The sequence below is a fragment of the Planococcus sp. 11815 genome (assembly GCF_051096385.1).
Taxonomy (GTDB): domain Bacteria; phylum Bacillota; class Bacilli; order Bacillales_A; family Planococcaceae; genus Planococcus; species Planococcus citreus.
This window is the reverse complement of record NZ_CP096991.1, coordinates 2,574,015-2,596,535: the sequence shown is the minus strand read 5'-3', so window position 1 is coordinate 2,596,535 and position 22,521 is coordinate 2,574,015. Positions and strand designations below refer to the sequence as shown.

Here is a 22,521-nt window from a genome sequence, read left to right as displayed (position 1 = left end):
ATTTTAAAATGTTAATATTATGAAATATACCGTTCAGCCTATACAGGACGCGGTTTTTAAAGCCCTTTGAGCACTGTCTCAAAGGGTTTTTTGTCGTCCCTGTAACATAAATGTAATATTCATCTCAATAATTCAGTGATAAACTCTGAATTATTCAGAATAAAAAATTGCCTAATAAATACAGAAAAGCAGACTATAGAACTCAGGGGGAAGAAGAAGCATATGAAAATGACAAAATGGTTTGGAACAATGATCGCCGCAACTGCTTTATCAGTGACTGCTTTCGCTTCCAGTTCAGAAGCAAGCGTCTATGAAAAGTTTGACCGCATCTCAGGATCGGATCGTTATGAAACGGCCATCCAGGTATCACGTGAAGGATGGACTGCTAACAGTACCGATAATGTCGTGCTCGTCATCGGCGATAATTACCCGGATGCTCTCGCGGGTGCTCCACTTGCTAAAAAATTGAATGCGCCAATCCTGTTGGTGAAAAAAGATACTGTACCGGCGTCGATTATGTCTGAAATTGGCCGTCTCGGAGCTAAGAATGCAACCATTCTCGGCGGTGAAATTGCGATTTCCAACCAAGTGGTCAAGCAATTGGAGTCAAAAGGCATTAATGTGGATCGAATTGCAGGAAGCAGCAGATCAGAAACATCGGCCTTGATTGCCAAAGAAGTCGGGGGGACTTCTGCCATCGTGGCGAGCGGATCCGGCTATGCCGATTCTTTGTCGATTGCTTCTCATGCTGCAGAAACTGGAAAGCCGATTCTTCTCACATCCGGAAAAGAATTGTCTAGAGAAGTTGAGCAAGCATTAAAAAATTATGAGGATGTAACAGTCGTGGGCGGAGAGGTCGCTGTTAGTTCAGCGGTCTACAACAAAATTGGCCAATCAGCCAAAGTGCAGCGTATTTCAGGAAAAGACCGATACGCTACGGCGGCAGCGGTCGTTGCGAAACTGTATCCAAAAACCATTGACGATTCCCTGGTAGCTTCTGGGCAACAATTTGCCGATGCACTCACAGGTTCTGCATTGGGCGGGAAACAGAACAAGCCGATTTTACTTGTTAAACAGTCGGCATTGCCTTCCCAAACAAAAGATATCATCAATAACAAAAACGTACAGAAACTGACAGTCATTGGCGGGGAAGTAGCAGTTTCAAAAGAAGCCTTGAACCCGAATCCAAAGCCGGCTCCGATACCAGTCGTCAAGCCATCAGTGGATATCCGTTCTAATATTATCGATGAAGCGAAAAAACATATCGGCACACCGTATCGCTGGGGCGGTACAACGACTTCAGGATTTGATTGTTCAGGATATTTGATGTATGTCTTCAATAAAAACGGAATCTCGATTCCGAGAACGACTGCTTTGATGGCCCAGTCCGGCAAACCAGTCAGCTATTCGAATGTTAAAGTCGGCGATATCGTATTATTGGATTTGGTAAGAAGCACGCCGACACGTCCATCACACGCCGGAATTTACATCGGTGATGGAAAAATCATCCATGCTGGAACAAGTACAGGCGTCACAATCACACCACTTGACACATCTTGGGGCCATTGGGACAAGAAAATCGTCACAATCCGTTCCTACACAGATTAAAAAAATGGCTTCGGCCATTTTTTTTTGCCCGCGTAGACAGGGAATCGAGTGATACTTAACAAAAACAGAATTTATAGGTGGTATTATTTACAAATATTTAGAAAATTTATGTACCTTTTAATAAAAATCTAGAATATACTGTTAAAAAAGAGAGAATGTTCATCTAAAATAGCCTAACTAGGGGGAAAAGCATTGAGAATTTTACTGAAGGGTTTGGCCATGTTGTTGTTTATCGGGGTTCTTGCGGGTGGGGCGGCTAACGTCTCGGCAGCTGATGATTTTACAGTCAAAGTCCGGCTGACCAATAATTTGGGCACGAACAGCAGCTACGATTTCGTTCCACAAGGCAGTTCACAACTAAAAGAAGACAAAACCGTGAAGTTAACAGCAGGAACCCGCTACCAGGTGCAAGTGTCATCGGGCAAATTGGTATTGAAAAAAGGCAGCCAAACCTTGAAAAGCGGTTTGAACACGGTGACGATCGAACCGTCTGTTTATTCAAAGGCCAATAACATCCATCTTTACAAACCTGGATCCCAGACGATCTATCCGTATCTCGGTACCATCCTTTTCCGCATGTCGGGTACTACGAAAATACAGCCCGTGAACTCTTTGCCATTTGAAGATTACCTAAAAGGCGTTGTGCCATCCGAAAGCCCGGCCAGCTGGGGGGCGAACCGGGGCATGGAATCACTGAAAGCCCAAGCCATTGTCGCCCGTTCCTATATCTTCTCTAAGATGAGCCAAAGCACATTGGAAATCGACGATACGACAACTTTCCAAGTATATAAAGGCTTTATGTGGGATCCGCTCTCCCCGCATTACAATCCAGTTTACGAATACACAAACCGTGCAGTCGATGAAACAGAAGGGCAGATTCTCACTTATAAAAAAGCAGACGGCCAAAAAGGTTTTGTCACCGCTTATTTCTCATCAAGCAATGGCGGACAAACAGAACTGCCTGAACAGTATTGGTCGAGCAAATTGCCTTATCTCTCTGCTACGCAAAAAGACGAATTCGATCCCCAAACACCATGGAAACTCAACTGGCTTAAGCAGCAGCTTCCGGCTACTGTCGATTTGATGGCCCCGGCTCCTTGGTGGAATACGATAGGTGAATTGAACCTGAATGGCACGCTTGTCGGTGAGCAAAGCAAAAATGCGTTCAACAATTTTAAAAAAGATTTATTGAGTAAAGCAAAAGCCCAGGATTCAACTGTCGAATCGATCAAAATCGCTTCCATCAACAAAATCCAAACCGAAGACTTCGCGAACACCGGAAAAGTCCAATCGATCACGCTTGAAATGGATTATTATATCCGCAACAGCAAAAACGGGGCCTTGAGCTTCGACATGGCAGCCGGTGCAGCATCCAAAACATTGGCTGGTAAAAGCCGCTATGACACGGCCATCGAAATTGCAAAAGAATTATTAGGTACTGAAAAAGCGCCAGCTATCGTATTGGGCCGCGGGGATGTACCTGCGGATGCATTGGCCGGAACGGTTCTGGCACATAAATATGGCTCGCCGATGTTGCTTACCAAGAGTGACGCTTTGCCATCTTCTGTAGAGGAGTTCTTGGAAAAGCAAACCGTCCAAGGGGCTACTATCTACCTGTTGGGAGGCACTTTGGCTATTTCAGAAAATGTTGAACAGGCTTTAATTGATAAAGGTTTTAACATCAAGCGATTGGCCGGAAAAAGCCGTACCGACACGTCATTGCTGATTGCACAAGAAATCGGCCAGACGCAAACCGTGTTGATGGCTACTGGAAATGATCAATCATCAGACGCATTATCAGCTTCTGCTTACGCAGCTGTTCATCAGTTGCCGATCCTGATTCATACAGGCAAGAACCTTTCAGGCAATACCGCCTCATTCATGGAGCAAAGCGGAACCGAGAAAGCACTGATCATCGGGGGGAATGAAGCGATTTCTGAAAATATGGCAGGTGCTTTAGAGGCACTCGATATCCACAGTGACCGGATCAGCGGCAAAACCCGTGTGGATACCAGCCTTGAAATCAACCGCCTATTGCCGATGAACGGCAAAAACCTTGTTGTCGGCAATGCCCATTCATTTGTCGATGCGCTCGCAGGATCTGTGTTAGCTGCGAAAACGAATTCTCCGATCCTCATGCTGCATCCGGATCCAAACCGTTTGCCGGCTGAACATATGGAGCAAGTCAGCAAACTGACAAAAGACCAGGCTTATTACCTTGGAGGCGAATCAGTCATTCCAAGCGCATTGAAGACGGCGAGTGACGAGTACATCGGCTCTTCTTTGAAAAAGCACAAAGCCATCGTCACATATAAAGCCGGTGAAAAACCGAGCATGACCACTTTCCGCACATTGGTGGGGGCAGCAAACTTGAAGAGCGTCGACTTTGACATCGTGGATGCATCAGACCGCTTCGTCATGGATGGAACAGGCTTCGGCCATGGCATTGGCATGAGCCAATGGGGATCCTATTACCGCTCACAAGCCGGCCACAGCGCAGAGGACATCTTGAATTTCTATTACCAAAACGTCTCGATCGAACACACATCACAATTCGTGAAGTAAATGTTGGCATAGACGATATAGCAAAAAGCCGTCCTCACCAGGGCGGCTTTTTTGTGGGAAAAAATGATTGAAAAGAGAATGAGGAGAAAATATTCCATGAAAAAGAAGAGGGTGGAAAAGCTTCCGCTTTTCGACTGCGTTTCAGGGGCACGCTTTCCGGAGGGCTCGCATTGAGCCGCTTCGTCGCTACGCTCCTGCAGGGTCTCAATTGTCTCGCTAATCCTCCCGGAGTCGGCCCCTTCACTTCGTCTCTAGTTTTAGAGGGAAAGAAAAACTTTTCAGTCCACTCGATGGAAAATGTAGAAATGCATTATGTTGTGTAGCTCAAATCACTTTTGCTGTGGAGAGACTAATTAGTTCTGTTCCATCGACAAGGTTTTCGATAGGAGCACCAGCATGGCAGACGCTAGAATGTAAGAAGCGATTCCCCCACTAGCCGGCAACTGGGTATAGAAGCAGATATACCTAAACACACTCGACTCAACGAAATCACCAAGCCGCCCAGCGTAAAAGGGTGAGCCGACGCCGTAAGACAAGTGTTCTTCTTGGCTTATGGCAAGAGGCCAACCCAAAGCAAGGCGGCGACTACGAAGCTGAAGCACAAGTAGAATGCTGAAACACTTCACACGTAAACCCTCACTATCCACTTCAAATATGTCCGGGAAGTGATACCCCCACTAGCCGGCAACTGGGTATAGAAGCAGATCTACCTAAACACACTCGACTCAACGAAATCACCAAGCCGCCTAGCGTAAAAGGGTGAGCCGACGCCGTAAGACAAGTGTTCTTCTTGGCTTATGGCAAGAGGCCAACCCAAAGCAAGGCGGCGAATGCCAACCTGAAGCCAGAATCGAATGTCAAAACAGGTTGGCATGCAAACACTCCTATCTCCCTGAAAAAGCACTTCCCGCTGTCATTTTTAACTTCATTCAATAGAACTCTGGAATCTATCTACCTGATTTTCTATAATAATTTTCTGTAAAATCTCAATGTCGTGAAAATCTACCGATGTCTTGTCGCTCAAGGGATGGGGGGCATAAAGGAACCTTGCGCCACAGTTTGGCGTCTTTACCTAATATTAGCGCTATTGTAATAATTGTAATAAAAATGCTATGATGGGTTCATTGATTATGAGGTGTTTATTATGAAAAAGACAAAAAAACTTAATTCCCCGTTGCTGGTTTTAGTGATTTTATCCGTCATTCTGCTCATCAAGCTAGGGGTATTCCGTACCCTGGTCTACGGTGAAGTCTCCTGGCTGCGCCTAATAGCCATCGATTTTCCGGTATTCATGCTTTTGCCGGTGCTATTGTTCGTCGTGCTGCGCCGGGTCAGCCCGCTCGTGGCGTTAATCTATAACCTGTTCGTCTCGGCGCTTCTTGTGTCGATCGTCTGGTATGAGCGCTATTTCCAGACCGTGCCGAGTTATTTTGACCTTCAGCAAGGCGATCAAGCCGGCTCGGTCATGGAAACGGTCAGCTTATTGTATGCGCCGCTCGACTTCCTGTTCTTTGCAGATATCATCGTCTACATAGCTTTGTTCGTTTTATACTGGAACCGGCCGCTTACAATGAAAAACCGCAAGAAGATCAGCGTAGCAGCTTTTGTACTGGTGGTGCTGAGCGTGGTGACGACAGTGGTCGCCTTGCAAAAGCCGATTTTGGATATGACTTTATTCGCAAAGGAACAAGGATTTGTCCAGACCCAATTGGTCCAGGCAGCGCAGCAAAATAGCGCATCGGCCCAAATGCATTTGCTATCGGATGAGGAGCTGGCTAAGTTGAAAGGCAATGAGTTCGTGCCTTATACGGAACACGATCGCTTCGGCATCGCAAAAGATCGCCACTTGTTCATCATTCAAGTCGAATCCTTGCAGAACTTCGCCATTAACCAATCGATCGATGGGCAGGAATTGACGCCGAATCTCAATGAACTGCTTAGCGACAGCCTGTATTTTGACCGCATGTTCCAACAGATCGGCGCAGGCAACACATCCGATGCCGAGTGGCTATTGCATATGTCACTGTTGACGAGAGGTTTGGATCCGACGGTCAATTATTTGAACGGCAGCCCATTGCCATCGCTTGTCAATATGCTCAATGAGCGTGATTATTACACAACGACTTATCATGCTGACAAGTTGGAGTATTGGAACCGCTCGGAATTGTACCCATCGCTTGGATTTGATTATGCGTATTCGAGCGAGGAGATCCCGAATGAAGACCTGATTGGGTTATGGCCATCCGACCGGACGATGTTCGAGTTTGCAGAAGGTGAAATACAAGAGCAAATCGCCTCTGGGAAAAAAATCTATGCAAACTTGATGACCGTAACGAGCCATACGCCTTTTGAAGTGCGTGAACAAGACAAGTATTTGGAATTGCCGGAAGAATACGTGGATACTTACACAGGAAATTACCTGCAATCCATCCGGTATGCCGATGAAGCGGTAGGGGAATTCATCGATTTCCTAAAAGCGGAAGGCATTTATGAAGACTCACTGATTGTCGTCAATGGCGACCACTCAGGGCTTCATGGCCGGCCGATGACAAAAGAGGACAACGAGCTGATGGCCGACTTGCTCGGGCATACTTATTCGTTGAAAGACCGATTCCTCTTGCCATTCATCGTCGCAGCTCCTGGATTACTCGAGTCAGAAGTGAATTCGAATTTTGGCGGGCAAGTGGACATGATGCCAACCATCATGAATTTGATGGGCATTGAACCGCAAGCCCCGATGGTCGGGCATAATATGCTGCAATACGAGAATAACTTGCTCGCAGTGCGCTATTACTTGCCGGGAGGCTCCTATATCACGGGCGACCATATGTACTTGGGACAAAACGCCAGATATCCCGAACGCTATTACGACTTCGAAACGATGGAGCGAATCGAACCGGAGCCTGAAATCATTGAAGAGCAGCAGGAAAGAGCGTTGAAAATCTTAAACCATTCGGATGCATTACTGAGCAATTTCCTGGATGACGACGAAGAAGCAGAGACCGGAGAAGAGAGTTAACTCTTCTCTGGTTTTTTTTGTTAATTCAAATTTACGAATGATAATGCAAATTTATTGCATAATCAATAAAAAGATATTGATTATAAATACCTAAATTGTGTATACAATTAAAGGGTTTTTCGTAATTTACATAGGACTATTATCTTTGCGTCTGAAAAATTCACTTTTAAACGCTGTATAAAGAATCATTTTAAGAAAATATTGTAAAATTCTCTTGTTTCTCCTAATTTTCCCCCGTACTATTAGGTCAGAAAGAGGGGAATGTAGCATTGAAAAAGAAACTTTTGTTTGTGTTGTTGCTGCTGCTAGCCATTGGAATGGGGACCGGAACTGCTTCGGCAGCCGGTAAACCAACTGTTATATTAGACCCGGGACACGGAGGAGCTTACGGCGGAACGGCTGGTTACTCAGGAAACCGGACCGGCTATTACGAGAAACACGCCAATATGGAAGTGTCGAAGCGATTGAAATCCGAACTAGAGAAAAGAGGATTTGTCGTTCACATGACCAGAACATCCGATGTCCAGTTTTCACGCATTTCATCCAGTGCGGATCTCGTCGAGCGGATGAAAGTCGCAAACGGCATGATAGCAAGCGGAAATAATGACAATACCATTTTCATGTCCGTGCACCACAATGCGACGGGTTCACCTACATACGGTGGATACGAAACGTATTACTTCGATAATCGATATGCGAGTTCGTCATATCCACCATCAGTATTGCAACGCCATTACTCGCCGGAAAGCGGCCGTTTGGCAACGAACACGCACCGCGCAGTCATCAACTCAGGCGTTAAGGAAGGCCGCGGCATCGTCGCAAACAGCCTTTACGTAACACGTACATCAAACGTGCCAGCTGTGCTACTCGAAGTCGGGTATATGTCCAACCCGACAGAAGAAGCGATGATCAAACAAGCTTGGTTCCAACAGAAAATTGCAGCGAATGTTGCAAAAGGCGTAGATGATTTCTTCAACGTTTATGTCGTCAACGATAAAAACGGCAAAGCGATCAAGCATTATACATCGAAAACCGATGCGTTGAATTATTCGAAAACTATTTCAGGCAGTTATGTAATTCATAAGAAAACCGGGAAAGTGGACGGCGCAACGAAGCCTGATCCTGAACCAGTTGACCGCCCATTAGTCTATGGCATTTATCATCCATCTGTAAAAATGAGCAATAATCTATTCGGGACAGAACAAGAAGCGGTAAACGAAGCGAAAAAATGGAAAAACACCCGAGTTGTCCATACGACAACAGGAATCGTCCTGTGGTCCAATTACTTGCCGAAGAAATTTGTCGTCCTGGACGGCAGCGATAAAGAAGTGGATCGTTTCTACCAGGAAGAAGCGGCGATTGCCAGAGCCGGCAAACTATCTCAGGCATCTGTCATCGATGAGTCGACGCTCGAAGACGATATCGTCTGGTCGAACTTCAAACGCAAAAACTTCATCGTCCGTTCGAAAGATAAAGGCGAGATGGTCCACCTTTACAACCGCGAGGAAGCCCGTGATTATGCCCGCAACTGGCCGAACTCGGAATTGTATGATGTGTGGGCTAAGAAAGTAATCTATACGAACACAGATGAAACCAAGTATTCGTATACTCCGCAAAATGTGCAAGGCAAGAGCCGCATCGATACAGCCGTTGCCGTGTCCAAGTTGCTCTACCCTAACGGATTTGCATCTACGAAGAGTCAGAAAACTGTAGTTTTAGCTACATCGAACCAATATGCTGACGCATTGTCAGCTGGTCCTTTGGCGGCACATTACGGCAATGCTCCTATCCTTTTGAGCAGAACGGATGCTCTTACTCCAGCCGTGGAACAAGAGCTGAAACGCTTAAAAGCCAATAAAGTGATTATAGTGGGCGGTACGATTGCGCTCTCTAGCTCTGTAGAAAGCAAGTTGAAGAATATGGGGTTATCGGTTGAACGCTTGTCTGGCCAAACCCGCTATGACACAAATGAGAAAATCAACGAAAAATTGCCTGCTACTGATGGCGTATTTGTTACCGCGGGCAATAATTATCCGGATGCTTTAACTGCTGCCAGCATTGCTGTAGTTAAGAACTGGCCGATTGTTCTTGTTGGCGATGGTCAGGCCGTACCGGCCAGCTTGAAGACAGCTTTCGGTGACGAAGTCGTCATCGTCGGTGGTACATCTGCAGTTTCAGCTTCATTGGAAACAGCCGTGAAACGTGAAATTGGTTCTGACGCTGTCCGCCGCCTATCAGGCAAAACGCGTTATGAAACAGGAACGGCTGCGATCGATTACTTCGCAGATGAATTCATGTCGAACCGTTTGATTGTCTCAACTGGCACGAACTACCCGGATGCGCTTGTATCATCCGCAGTCTCTGCCCGTTACAATGCACCACTCTTCCTGGTGCCCGATAAATCATTGCCATCTACACTAACGGATTCATTGACGCAACACAGCACAGAGAAACTGATCAACCGCACATATTACATTGGCGGCGCAGTCAACTCGTCTATTAAAACAACGATCAACGCAATGCAAAAATGATAAGGTGGTTAAATACATGAAGAAATTCAGTGGTCTTTTGCTCACAGCCGTCCTCCTCGGAGGCTGTGGTACCGCTGTGACCGATTCTGCAGAAGACGATAAAGTCAACGGCACAGGCGGCACAGAAACAACCGAAACCGAAGCCGCGGAAACAGAAACAACTGAAACAGATGTGGAATCAACAGAAGACGCACCAATCGAAGTGACAGACCCGACAGGTATCCAGTTGTACATGCCAGAACTCGGCCTCGTCAAGAACTTCCAAGTGGAAGACTTCGAATTGACGCGTGAAGTTCTTGAAGTATCCGGAAACCAAGTGCTCGAGGAAATCACATTCGGCGAAGCTGCTACGATCGAAGTGACTGAATGGACAGAGTCGTCCATGAACATGCTGATCGAAACATCTGAACTCGAAGGCGAGCGCGACATTTCGATCGAAGGTTTGGTGCCGATGAGTGCGCCGGTCGTCATGATCGACGAAGCCAACAGCACTGAAGGTGAATGGATTATTACATCGAACGGCGAAACGCTGGAAACACAAGCGGGCACATTCGAAGACGTATTGGTCGTCGAGCAAGTCCTGAAATCCGAATCATCTGACCAAGTAACGACAATGACGCGTTATTTCGCGCCAGGTCTTGGATTCATCCAGGAAAAAACAGTAGTCGCTAACGGAGATGACAAACAGGAATCTGTTGTTGAATTGGTGAGCTACAAATAATACGAAGAACCATCTGCCTCTCTTGGTGGATGGTTTTTTTGTGTGGATGAAAGAGAGAGGGGCTATTTAGTTTTGGTGGCATGAAAATTGAATGAAAAAGAGGAATCAAAAGGAAGTGAGTGGAAAAGCTTCCGCTTTTCGACTGCGTTCTAGGAGGCTGCTTGCCGTGGGGCGGGTGTTGAGCCAATGTACCGAATTTCTCTGTGTTCGAGCATCGCAGAAGAACCGTTGCTCCCACATCTGCTATGCAGATGCGTCGCAAATGAAATGACTCAACTTCCTTTCGCCATTTCATTGGCTTAGTGCCAAAGGCCAACCCAAAGCAAGGCGGCGGCTACTAACAAGAAACACAAATAGAACATTGGAACATATCCGCACTAAAACCCTCACCATCTGCTCTTTGACCGAATCTTCATTTCCGAATCACCACTCTTGAACTCCCATAAATAAGCTCTCTGAATGAAGAGCATTGCAAGAAAACTAGCAAAAAGTAAAAAAATACTAGAAAAAATCAGAGATTTTTTTCTGATATTCAGATCTATCGGAAAAAGCATTATTTATACCCACTATTTTTAAAAAATACAAATAGGTAAAAATAAAAACGTTAAATATAGATATAAATACCTAATATTATTCGTAACTCGAAAATTTATTTTTTCGAAAAGGTTCCTTATGCACATGCAATTCGCAGGAATATATTGTCCTATTAGTCATCTTTTATGCTTATATGATTTCTATTAAATTCCATTAATTCAATTCACAAGAATATTCAAATAACACATTGACATAATTGTATGACTATTGTTACTATTTTATCTGTGAGGAAATACGTACATAAGTGGGAAACATACATAGGGTGAATTTCCTCGAAAAAACATTAGGGGAGGCTACATTGTGCAAAACGGTTCAAAGACTTGGAAAAAGTTTGTATCTGTTGCTATGATCGCAGGTTTAGTTGCAAGTAACGGCGTTATGACTGCAAGTGCTACATCTGGCGAGAAAGAGAAAGCCAGTGAGCAAGATCTGCAGGCAATCAACGTTCTTTCTAACGAAAAAGCAGAGCTGATCAAGCAGCTTAAGAAACAGGAAAGTCCTGACATGGTCCAAAAAGATGCATTAGACCCGAACGAAGAAGTTCGCGTTATTATTGAAATTGAAGGACAGTCAGCAGTTGAAGTGGCATCTGCAAAAGGCGTCCAATACAAAACGCTCGCTAAAGCAGAAAAAGAGCAGATTGAAACTCAATTGGTGAAAACGCATTCAAGCGTGAAGAAATCCATTTCTTCCGAAGGCGTTGAACTAAATTCCCAATATGAATATACGACGGCATTCAATGGCTTCAGCGGTGTTGTGAAATTCAGCGACGTTGAGAAGATCAAAGACTTGCCGAACGTTAAGAACGTATATATTGCAAACGAGTACGAAAGACCAGAAGCTAAGCCGGATATGACGACGAGCCACGACTTCATCCAGTCGCGTCAAGTATGGGCAGACAGCAAGTTCCAAGGTGAAGGCATGGTCGTTGCGGTAATCGATACAGGAATCGATCCTGAACATAAAGATTTCAATATCACAGACGACTCAAAAGTTGATTTGACGAAATCTGATGTTGAAGGGCTTATCTCCAAAGACGGCTTGAAAGGCGCTTATCAAAACGTTAAAGTTCCTTACGCTTATAACTATTACGATAAAAACGCTGAAATCCAAGACGATGGCCCAGGTGCTTCCATGCACGGCATGCACGTTGCAGGAACAGTGGGCGCTAACGGAGACGAAAGCGAAGGCGGCTTGAAAGGTGTAGCTCCTGAGTCTCAGATCCTCGGCATGAAAGTATTCTCGAATGACGTCAACTTCCCGTCAACGTTCTCTGATATTTACTTGGCAGCGATCGACGATGCAGTGAAACTTGGAGCGGATGTATTGAACATGAGCCTCGGTTCAACTTCATCATTCTATGACGCTGACAGCGCAGAAGATAAAGCTATCACAAACGCTGTTAACAACGGAATCGTTTCGGCTGTATCTGCAGGTAACTCGGGGCATATCGGCTACGGCTACGATAACCCGCATTACGATAACCCAGACTACGGTTTGGTTGGATCTCCAGGACTTAACAAAGATACAATCCAAGTCGCGGCTACAGGAAATGTCGTCAACCACTATACACATGAAGTGGAGTTCGATGAGTTCACGGTAGAAGGATTCGGCGTGGATGACTGGACGGATTTTGAAGTGCAAGGCGATGACATTGAAGTCGTCTCCTTGAAAGAGTTGACTGGGAATCAAAGTGCATTAGGTGCTGCTTCAGACTATGAAGGCATCGATGTAGAAGGGAAAGTCGTTGTTGTCGAACGCGGAGCACATACATTCGCTGATAAAACAACCTGGGCAGCAGCAGCTGGAGCAGCAGGAATCATTGTTTATAACTCTGACAGCCCAATATTCTATAAAGACCAAGGCGGCTGGGATATTCCGTTCATGAAGATTACAAGAGAAGACGGCTTGGAGCTTGAAGCAGCACTTGCTGAAGACGGCGAACTTGGCGCAGATGTTGAACAAACAGCTGTAGAAGAAGGACCTGAAGTAGGCCGTGCAACAGACTTCACTTCATGGGGCGTAACGCCGGACCTTGAGTTCAAACCGGAATTGTCTGCACCAGGCGGAAACATTTTGTCGACGCTTGAAAACGACAAATACGGCGTAATGAGCGGAACGTCAATGGCAGCTCCACACGTTGCGGGCGGAGCGGCGCTTGTCCAACAATACTTGAAAAACCATGACGAGTTCAAAAATCTTTCATTAGAAGAACGTACTCGCCTTGCAAAAGTATTGCTACTAAACACTGCTGACATCACGCACGGAAAATCCGGCGACACAATCTCTCCTCGCCGCCAAGGCGCAGGCATGATGCAGCTTAACGGCGCTGTCACTACGCCAGTTATTATGACTGAAAAAGCGACGAACGAAGCGAAAGTAAACGTCAAAGACTTCACTGGCGATTCATTCTCGTTCACATTGAAAGCTGAAAACTTGTCCAATGAAGCAGCAACGTATTCCGTTGACACTTCAGTGCTAGTCGATATGTTCCAGGAAAATGGAGCTGTCACGTCCAACTTGCTGCAATCAGGTGCTCTTGAAGGAGCGAAAGTTACTGCTCCTGAAACAGTGACTGTACCTGCTAATGGAACAGTCGATGTGAAAGTAACAGTCGATATCAGCGAAGGCAAAGTGCCTGGACTTGATAAAGACGGAAACGCAATCACAAAAGCGCTTGAAGAAGATGTCTTCGTAGAAGGCTTCGTGAAATTGACAGCTGAAGAAGGATCGTCGAATCCTGATTTGGTCTTGCCATACATCAGCTTCTACGGCGAATGGGACCGTCCGGACATCATTGATTCCTTCGGAGTCGAAGAAAAGGATGAGCCGCATTTCTACCAGGCTTATTATGACGCATTCGGAGTTAAAGACGCTGACGATACGACAGTCGACGAAGAAGACAACAAACACTATTACGACCTAGTGGAAGTTGACGGCGAATGGGTTTACCCAGTATCTCCAAATGGCGACGGATTGAACGATAAGATCAACGGCAACATCACGCTGCTCCGTAACGCGGATGAGCTGCAAACAAATATCTTAAATGCAGAAGGCGAGAAAGTCCGTACGGTCAACATCGAGAAAGACGTCCGTAAAAACTACTTTAACGGCGGATCTGGAACATTCCTAAGCAATGTTCAAGCACGTGCTTGGGACGGCAAAGTGAAGGGTGAAGTAGCAGCAGACGGCTTGTACGAATACGAGTACAAAGCGAAAGTTGACTACGAAGAAGCAGATTGGCAGAGCAAATCATTGCCGGTTTACATCGATACAACTGCACCGGAAGCTTCTGTCACTGTAAATGAAGATGACAATACATTGGAAGTTTCCTTGTCTGATAAAGGAGTAGGTGTTGCATTCTTCTCAGTAGATGTTGACAACGAGCGCTTGCCTGCAAAAGGCTACTTCGATGCAGATGAAACGGTTATCGACCTGGATGAGTTTGGCTTGGTTGCTTCAGAAGCTGACTTGATTCAAGTGAATGTTTATGACCATGCATTCAATGCTGGCTATGCCATCTCGAATGCAGATGACACTGTGAAACCAGTCATCTACGTTGATGATAACGGCCCAGCGGCTCTTAACATTTATGGAACGAATACTGTACCGGTCAAAGGGTATGTAGTCGAAGAAAACTTGAAGGCCTTGAAAGTGAACGGCAAAGAAGTTGATTTCACTGAAACGGATAAAGGCTTCGCGTTCGATACAACTATCGAACTTGAAACTGGCCGCCAAGATGTGAAGTTCGAAGCAACGGATTACAACGGCAACACATCTTCGATCATTCGCCCAATCTTTGTGGATACAGTGAATCCGACGCTTGCGATCGACGCTCCTGGCGTTGTTGACCAAGATGAGGAATCAGTGGAATTCGACATTACGGTGAAAGATAACTTCAACATGGTGAAACTATCACTTGATGGAGACGTATTGTACAATCAAGATGTCTACGATGAATTGAAAGTAGCTGATCCAATCAGCAAAACAGTTACAGCTAAAGTCGACTTGGCACCTGGCGTTAACACGTTCATGGTAGTTGCAGAAGACGCAGCTGGCAACAAGATCGAAAAAGAAGTGAAGATCGACCGTTCTGACTCTGAACTACGCGCTGAGCGCATTTCCGGTGTAAGCCGTTATGACACAGCTGTTGAGTTGAGCAAAGAAGGATGGGATTCTTCAGAAACAGTCGTCCTTGCACGTGGGGATAACTATGCAGATGCACTAGCGGGCGTACCGCTTGCGAAGCAACAAGATGCACCGCTTCTTCTGACTCGCACAGCGAAATTGCCATCTGAAACATATGATGAAATCAAGCGTCTAGGCGCGAAGAAAGTTCAAGTCCTGGGTGGAACAATTGCCATTTCTGATGATGTCGTGAAGCAATTGAAATCTGACGGCATTGAAGTGGAACGCATCAGCGGGGCAAGCCGTTATGAGACTGCAGCTAAGATCGCTGAGAAATTCGGTAAATCTGAATCTGCTATCGTAGTAAGCGGCGAGAACTTCCCGGATGCACTTAGCGTAGCAAGCTATGCAGGTTCTGAAGGCACACCAATCCTATTGGCACGCGAAGGATCTATTCCGAATGCTACAAAAGCGGCATTGGTGAAAATGGGAGCGGAAAGCAGCTTGATCATCGGTGGTACTCAAGCGATCAGCGAACAAGCAGCATCTGAACTTCCGAATTCGTTCCGCATCAAGGGCTCTAACCGCTATGAAACTTCCCTTGAAGTGGCGAAATACTTCGGCAGCCCTACTGATACAGTGTACATTGCGACAGGCACAGCGTTTGCGGATGCTCTAGCAGGCGGCGCGCTGGCAGCGAAACATGACACTGGCGTTTACTTGGTAGGAAAATCCGTACCAGCAGAACTTGGCGAACACTTGCAGAAGAATGGCGTCGAATACGCGAAAGTGATCGGTGGATCGCAAGCAGTATCCGATGAAATCCTAAAGCAATTGGACGAGTATTTGAACAATAAGTAAGACCTATGAAAGCGGAGTGCCTAAAGGCGCTCCGCTTTTGTTTTTGCTTTATTGGGAGCAGTCATGGAACCACTATTATAATAGTAGAAACTCATCACATAAAAGAAACTGAAGTGGAAACGTAACCGGATTTACCTGTTAAAAGTGCTATGTTATTTTTCCTTTATATGGAATTAATTCAATAAATTTATTCCAATCTGAAAAAATGTAAACGTTTTCGAAATATTTATCAAAATTTTACTTACCTTCTAAATCTTTTGTAGTATCATGGGTAATAGGGACAAACGTCTTCATACATAGTCAGAAAGATACAGCCCTGAGAGACGTTCGTCAAAAAAAATTGATAGGATGGTGTAGAAATGCCGAAAAAGATTTTCACTTCTGTAATGGCGACGACACTGGCTTTGACAGTCGTCGGGATCTACGATTCGCAAAAAGCGGAGGCAGCTGAAGGCGATTTCGAGTTAACGATCATGCACACGAATGACACGCACGCGAACCTGGACAACGCGCCGAAACGCGCAACATTGATCAAGCAACTCCGTGCGGAGAATGCGAACAACCTATTGCTTGATGCGGGCGATGTCTTCTCAGGTACATTGTATTTCAACACATTCCAAGGGCAAGCAGATTTGGATCTCATGAACTACATGGAATACGATGCTATGGTATTCGGTAACCATGAATTCGACCTTGGTTCAAGTGAAGAAGGACACCAGGCGCTTGCTGAATTCGTCGGTGGGGCAGATTTCCCGATGCTTGGGGCAAACGTTGATTTCTCAGGCGACGCTAATATGTCACCGCTTGTAGCGGACGAAGCGTTTACGAAAACGGCTGCTAACGGACAAATCTACAGCGGTGTTGTGCAAGAAGTGAACGGCGAGGAAGTCGGCATCTTCGGTTTGACAACTGCTGAAACAGTAGACATCTCAAGCCCGAACGATGTAACATTCTCGGATTATATCGATGCGGCGAATGAAGCAGTAGAGTGGTTTGATGCGCAAGGCGTCAACAAAATCGTCGCTTTGACGCACATCGGCTACGATGACAACGCAGCAGTCGACAACGACCGCACGCTAGCTGCAGAAGTGGATGGCATCGATGTCATCGTCGGCGGACATACGCATACAGGAATTAAACCTCCGGCAGTAGTGGAAGATACTGTAATTGTCCAAGCAAATGAATACGGTAAATTCCTTGGCCAACTGGATGTAACTTTCGATGAAGAAGGGAACGTCACAGAGTTTGCTGGAGAGTTACACGATACTGGAGACAAGTCAACAGTAGAAGCGGATGCTGGAGCAGTAGAAAGACTTGCATCTTATAAAGAAGAAGTGGAAGAACTGAAAGAAACGGAAATCGGCGTTGAAGCGAATGTCTTCTTGAACGGCACGCGCGGAGAGTTCGGAATCCGTGCAAGCGAAACGAACCTCGGAAACTTCATCACGGATGGCATGCTCGCAAAAGCGAAAGAAATCAACCCTAATACGACAATCGCACTTCAAAACGGCGGAGGCATCCGTGCTTCTATCGACGAAGGGCCGATTACTTACGGTGAAGTATTGACAGTCTTGCCATTCGGCAATGCCTTGGCGATCATGGAAGTCACTGGCCAGGAAATCAAAGATGCGCTCGAACACAGCGTTCGTCTATTCCCTGAGGAAAACGGCGGATTCCTTCACGTATCCGGCATGTTCTTCAACTATGACGGCAAAGCGCCAGCCGGCGATCGCGTCTTATCAGTGTTCGTAGACACAGGGGATTATTACGATGAATTGGATCTTGAAGAAACCTATACAGTTGCAACGAACTCCTTCACTGCTAAAGGCGGCGATGGTTTTGAATCGTTTGGAAAAGCTTACGAAGATGGCCGTGTCACAGAGCCAGGATTCACGGACTGGGAAATGTTCGAAGAGCACGCACAATCATTTGCTGACGAAGGCGTAGAGCCTTACGAAGAGCGCCGCATCAACCAAGTGCGCTTGTCAGGCGAAAGCCGCTATGACACAGCGATTGCTGTATCGAAACAAGGCTGGGATTCTGCTGACACGGTTGTCATCGCTCGCGGCGACCAGTATGCAGATGCTTTAACAGCAGCACCTTTGGCTGACCAGGAAGACGCACCGGTGCTATTGACGCGTTCTGGTTCATTGCCAAGCGCGGTAGTCGAAGAAATCGAGCGCTTGGGTGCAACGAAAGCGATCGTATTGGGCGGTAGCTTGGCTGTTTCAGAAGATGTTGCTGACCAGTTGGGCGATTTGGGACTGGAAGTAGATAGAGTCGGCGGAAAAACACGCTACGAAACAGCTGTAGCAATTGCCGATGAATTGGTAACTGATGCTACTGACGCGGTTGTCGTAAGCGGAATGGACTTCCCGGATGCACTATCAGCGGGATCTTACGCAGCGGTTAACGACAAGCCGATCTTGTTGACGCGCCCGGATAGCGTCCCGGCTGTCATTGAAGCAGAGCTTGAAGAATACGAAACGACTACTGTAATCGGCGGAACTTTAGCTGTTTCCGAAGATGTAGCAGACTCGTTGCCGAACGCTACACGCGTCAGCGGCGCAAACCGTTACTTGACTTCACTTGCTGTAGCGGAACAATTGTTTGAAAATGCTGTAGAAGGCTTGGCTGCAAACGGCCAGAACTTCCCGGATGCTTTGACTGGAAACGTCCTCGCAGCAGCTTATGATGCGCCTATGCTTCTTGTGAAACAAGACAGCGTAAACGAAGCCGTTGAAACAAGAGCCCATTACTATGGCACAGTGTTCACGACAGGCGGAACTTTGGCAGTATCACCAGAAGTTGTGAAAGCTTTGCACCAAGAATAAATTTGCGCCTCATTATCAGGCTTTAACCGGATTCACAAAAACGGAGCTCCCATTTAAAATGGAAGCTCCGTTTTTATTTTTATTCGATTAATCCCACGAACTCTTCGACATTTTCAAAAGTGCCTTCAATAGCAATATCCTTATTTTGCAAGTTCTGCTCTTTCACTTCAATCAAATAATCGAGTGTTTCTGAAGCGGGGAGCTCAAGTTCGTTTCGAAGTTTTTTGGTGTAAAGCAAATCATAATAAGTAACCAGGTTATAATCCTGGCCGCTCATCGTGCCATCCGGCCGCATTTGGTAAATGATCGTGTTTTCCTCATCCACCCAACCGGTGCCGGTATGGAGAAGAGCGGAAAATTGAGCTTCCGCATTCTCCAGGTATTTCTCGTCTCCAAGATGAAGATAGGCATCGTATTGGTAATTCATCAAGCTGAGTGCATGATTCAAGGAGCTGTGGGTATCATGCTGCATATCAAAATAATCCATTAAATAATAACCGGGGCCTTGAGGAATCGTATAGCCCGCTTCAGACATCTCGATTAGAAAATCAGCATAAACGGCGCGCTCTTGCGCATAAGCCTCATAGCCCAATTGTTCAGCGCGTTTTAATTGTGCCCGGAAAATATTGTCGTTATGCCTCGTATCGATGTATTCAGGGCCTATGTCATAAGCGCGTTCAAGCCAAGTGCTGGTGTAGTCGCTATGCCACAAGCCATCTTCGTTTCGCGAGACTTCCAGTGCCGCGAATTGGTGGCGATTGATATTTTCCCAAATACGGGAAGGGTTTGTCTCCAACATGACTGCACTAGCCCGGCCGCTTTGCCTGACGAGGGAGCGGACGAAGGCACGATCGGTTTTAGGGAAGATGGCGTTCAATCCATGTGACCACAATGTATCGGGTGTAATCCAACGGAATTCATCTGCAGCGATTTTATGGACTTGTTCAAATTGTTCTTTGCTGCTAATCAATGGCTCTTCTGATATCATGAGCCAGGTTGAGAATTTTTCTTCACCAGGAGTGAACTCAATCGTCACTTTCCATCCCTCTTCACTGATATCCAAGGTATCCGCTTCCCGTTGGAATTCAACGACGCGGCTTAATTGGCCATTTTCGTAAGTGTGGGAAATATCATTATAATAAACAGATGTGCCAATGAGTGCACTATTCATTTCATTTTCCATATATTTAAGTGTTGTAGATAAGGGGTCTTCAAGTTTCCGTTCTTTCCGGTGTGGATACAATTCGGGAACCGTCTGCTCTTCTAAATACTCCAAGTCGCTTTCACCGCTAAGGGGCAGTTGGAAATCGATCGGTTCAAGATAGCCATCTGTTTCCGCTTCAAGGTAAACCATCGTATCTCCGTTTGGGAATTCCCGTGTAGTTAACGTGATTTCGGCTTTATTCTGTTCTCGATCCAAGACATTATATGAAATCACTTCTTGATAAATATCTTCTATATGTAATTGTTCAGTATCAGTGCTTGATAGGTCTTCTCCGTCTGCCGTAACTTGGAATTCACTCCCTGATGTAAAAGGGGCGTACGCAATAAGTACCAAACCAAAACACACAAAAAGACTGAACCAAATCGCTCGCTTTTTAAGCTTCACAAAAAAAATCCTTTCTATTTCAATCATATCTCTATTATAAACTAAAATAGAAAATAAAATAAATAAATGAAAATCAGGTCATTAATTCCCATACACCCAAATATAGGATAAACAGCATGTAATTTAGTAGCCCATGGCATTTTTCCCGCTAAGCGATCGAGCTAGACAATGAATGTCACAACTCAGTGCATGGTTACGGGAGGATGAAATGCATGAGGCTCATTTATTGTTGAGGAATATTAAAGAAGGGTGAAGAAATGGTTAAGAATCCATGAGATTGCGTATTTTCCCTATATTCTATAGTAGACTGTGCATAGAGATTTTTTAGGGAAATGGACGTGACAACTATGCGAAAAATCGTGACACTCTTAGCGGCAATCATGGTCGGCTTTACCGCATTCCTCATGTGGCCGCAAAAAGATCAAAGTGAAGGTCTCGGGGACGCTGAAGCACCGGAGCGAAACAAAACAGCTTCGTCAGGTGCTGAATCAGATGAATCTCCGGAACCCGTAGAACCCGAACCGTTCGAGCTGACCTTAATCCACACAAACGATACCCATACCGTGATGGATAATATCTCACGGCGCGCTTCACTGATTGAAGACATCCGCGAAGCCAGCACCCATCATCTTTTATTGTCGGCAGGGGATGTGACATCTTGGGAAATCGGGCGGAAAGCGCAGGATTCACTCGCAAATGCGGTATTCATGAACCACCTCGATTATGATGGGATGGTGCTCGGCAATCATGAGTTTGACCTAGGCGAAGGCGTCATCGACCACGGCTCGCTCAGCACCTACGTTAGAAACGCGTCGCATCCGGTGCTTGGTGCCAACGTTGACTTCTCGCAAGATCAATTCCTTGAGCCCTTTGCAGACTATAGCTACACAGACGAGCCGGTGGACGGCCGCATCAATAAAGGTTTCGTGCAAACAGTCGGCGACGAGCAGGTCGGGATATTCGGCATCACACATTACAATGAAGTGGTGACCGTTCCTGGCGATGTTTCATTCGCAGATTACACCGAAGCGGCCAAACAAGCCGTCGCCCATTTCGAAGCGATCGGCATCGATAAAATCGTGGCGCTGACCCATATCGGCGTCGGCCATGATCGCACATTGGCGAAAGAAGTACCAGGCATCGACGTCATTATCGGTGGCCACTCGCATGTCACAACCAACCCGCCGAACCAAATCGGCGACACATTGGTCGTACAGACTGGCGAATACGACACCAACCTCGGTGAACTGAACGTCGTTTTCGATGAAGAAGGCAAGATCGCCAGCCATTCCGGCAAACTGCACCCGACCAAAAACGCAGACATCCATCCGGACACAGCACGCGTGCAGGAACTGTTCGATGAAGCCACAGCACTCGGCATCGTCAGCTACGAAGACTTTATCGGACATGTCATCAAAGCCGGCGAACTGGATACATATGAAGCGTTTATCGAGTGAATAGAGAACAGGCACCCATTCGCAATGAATGGGTGCCTGTTTTTTGATGGGGTGGGAAGTATGGAATTAAAAGGAGAGAGTAGAAAAGTTTCCGCTTTTCGACTGCGTTGCAGGGTCATGCAGGCAATAGGTCATGCTTCTGATGCGACAAGAACTGTTAGATAGAAAGAAGAGATTGGAAAAGCTTCCACTTTTCGACTACGTTGCAGGGGGCTGCTTGGGGCCCGCAGGATGCGGGTCATGCAGCTGATGCGACAGGACGTCGCGTTTTCAGCTGCCCGAGTATGGGGCGGGTGTTGAGCCAACGTGCCAAAGAGAGCGGCACGTTTGTCTCGCCAGCCCGCGCGGTCCCACAGGCGTCAGCCCCCTTACACTCCGTCTCTAGTTTTAGAGAGGAAGGAAATTTCTTCTGTCCACTCAATAGAAAATGTGGAAATGCTTCAAGCTTTGTAGGTCGTATCACATGTATCAAAGACAAGGCAATCAAGAGTGCTGATTTCACCGAAAGCTTTTCGATTTAACACCATGTTCTGATGCTTCATCCTGGGAAGCGATTCCCCCACTAGCCGGCAATTATCTAAAGAAGCAGATCCG

9 protein-coding genes are annotated in these 22,521 nt (G+C 46.2%); 8 read left to right on the top strand and 1 reads right to left on the bottom strand.

From position 1 onward, the window contains the following. Positions 1-222 precede the first annotated feature (222 nt). The 7 genes from M1Q06_RS13070 (at position 223) to M1Q06_RS13040 (ending at position 18,861) form a co-directional block, all read left to right on the top strand. A complete protein-coding gene (locus tag M1Q06_RS13070) occupies positions 223-1,608 on the top strand; it encodes a cell wall-binding repeat-containing protein (RefSeq protein WP_121298283.1) in 1,386 nt (461 codons plus the stop codon). Positions 1,609-1,800: 192 nt separating this feature from the next. Continuing rightward, complete coding sequence (locus M1Q06_RS13065; RefSeq protein WP_434399915.1) at positions 1,801-4,173, top strand: SpoIID/LytB domain-containing protein; 2,373 nt, start codon at positions 1,801-1,803, stop codon at positions 4,171-4,173. Positions 4,174-5,317: 1,144 nt separating this feature from the next. Then, positions 5,318-7,192: an LTA synthase family protein gene (locus M1Q06_RS13060; RefSeq protein ID WP_434399914.1), complete on the top strand. Its 1,875-nt coding sequence runs from the start codon at positions 5,318-5,320 to the stop codon at positions 7,190-7,192. Positions 7,193-7,461: 269 nt separating this feature from the next. Further along, positions 7,462-9,723, top strand: a complete 2,262-nt coding sequence (locus tag M1Q06_RS13055; protein WP_434399913.1) for a cell wall-binding repeat-containing protein — start codon at positions 7,462-7,464, stop codon at positions 9,721-9,723. Positions 9,724-9,739: 16 nt separating this feature from the next. Beyond that, the gene (locus M1Q06_RS13050) at positions 9,740-10,444 is read left to right on the top strand and encodes a hypothetical protein (RefSeq protein WP_121298274.1); all 705 of its coding nucleotides are present in this window, start codon (positions 9,740-9,742) and stop codon (positions 10,442-10,444) included. Positions 10,445-11,338: 894 nt separating this feature from the next. Then, entirely contained in the window at positions 11,339-16,027 is a 4,689-nt protein-coding gene (locus tag M1Q06_RS13045) for a cell wall-binding repeat-containing protein (protein ID WP_434399912.1), read from the top strand. 359 nt (positions 16,028-16,386) lie between these two features. Next, positions 16,387-18,861 (top strand): cell wall-binding repeat-containing protein, encoded by a 2,475-nt coding sequence (locus M1Q06_RS13040; RefSeq protein ID WP_434399911.1) that lies wholly within the window; start codon positions 16,387-16,389, stop codon positions 18,859-18,861. A gap of 79 nt (positions 18,862-18,940) precedes the next feature. Here the strand turns inward: M1Q06_RS13040 and M1Q06_RS13035 are convergent, their stop codons facing one another. Next, positions 18,941-20,299, bottom strand: coding sequence for a hypothetical protein (locus M1Q06_RS13035; protein ID WP_434399910.1), 1,359 nt, complete (start codon positions 20,297-20,299; stop codon positions 18,941-18,943). 518 nt (positions 20,300-20,817) lie between these two features. Between M1Q06_RS13035 and M1Q06_RS13030 the strand changes: the two genes are divergently transcribed. Then, positions 20,818-21,927 carry a bifunctional metallophosphatase/5'-nucleotidase gene (locus M1Q06_RS13030; RefSeq protein ID WP_434399909.1) on the top strand — a complete coding sequence of 370 codons (1,110 nt, stop codon included), beginning with the start codon at positions 20,818-20,820 and terminating at the stop codon, positions 21,925-21,927. The last annotated feature ends 594 nt before the right edge of the window (positions 21,928-22,521 follow it).

What these genes read in the sequence shown, in the direction of transcription:
- M1Q06_RS13060 (WP_434399914.1), top strand. Translation starts at nt 5,318, where the DNA reads ATGAAAAAGACAAAAAAACTTAATTCCCCGTTGCTGGTTTTAGTGATT.
- M1Q06_RS13040 (WP_434399911.1), top strand. Translation starts at nt 16,387, where the DNA reads ATGCCGAAAAAGATTTTCACTTCTGTAATGGCGACGACACTGGCTTTG.
- M1Q06_RS13050 (WP_121298274.1), top strand. Translation starts at nt 9,740, where the DNA reads ATGAAGAAATTCAGTGGTCTTTTGCTCACAGCCGTCCTCCTCGGAGGC.
- M1Q06_RS13070 (WP_121298283.1), top strand. Translation starts at nt 223, where the DNA reads ATGAAAATGACAAAATGGTTTGGAACAATGATCGCCGCAACTGCTTTA.
- M1Q06_RS13030 (WP_434399909.1), top strand. Translation starts at nt 20,818, where the DNA reads ATGCGAAAAATCGTGACACTCTTAGCGGCAATCATGGTCGGCTTTACC.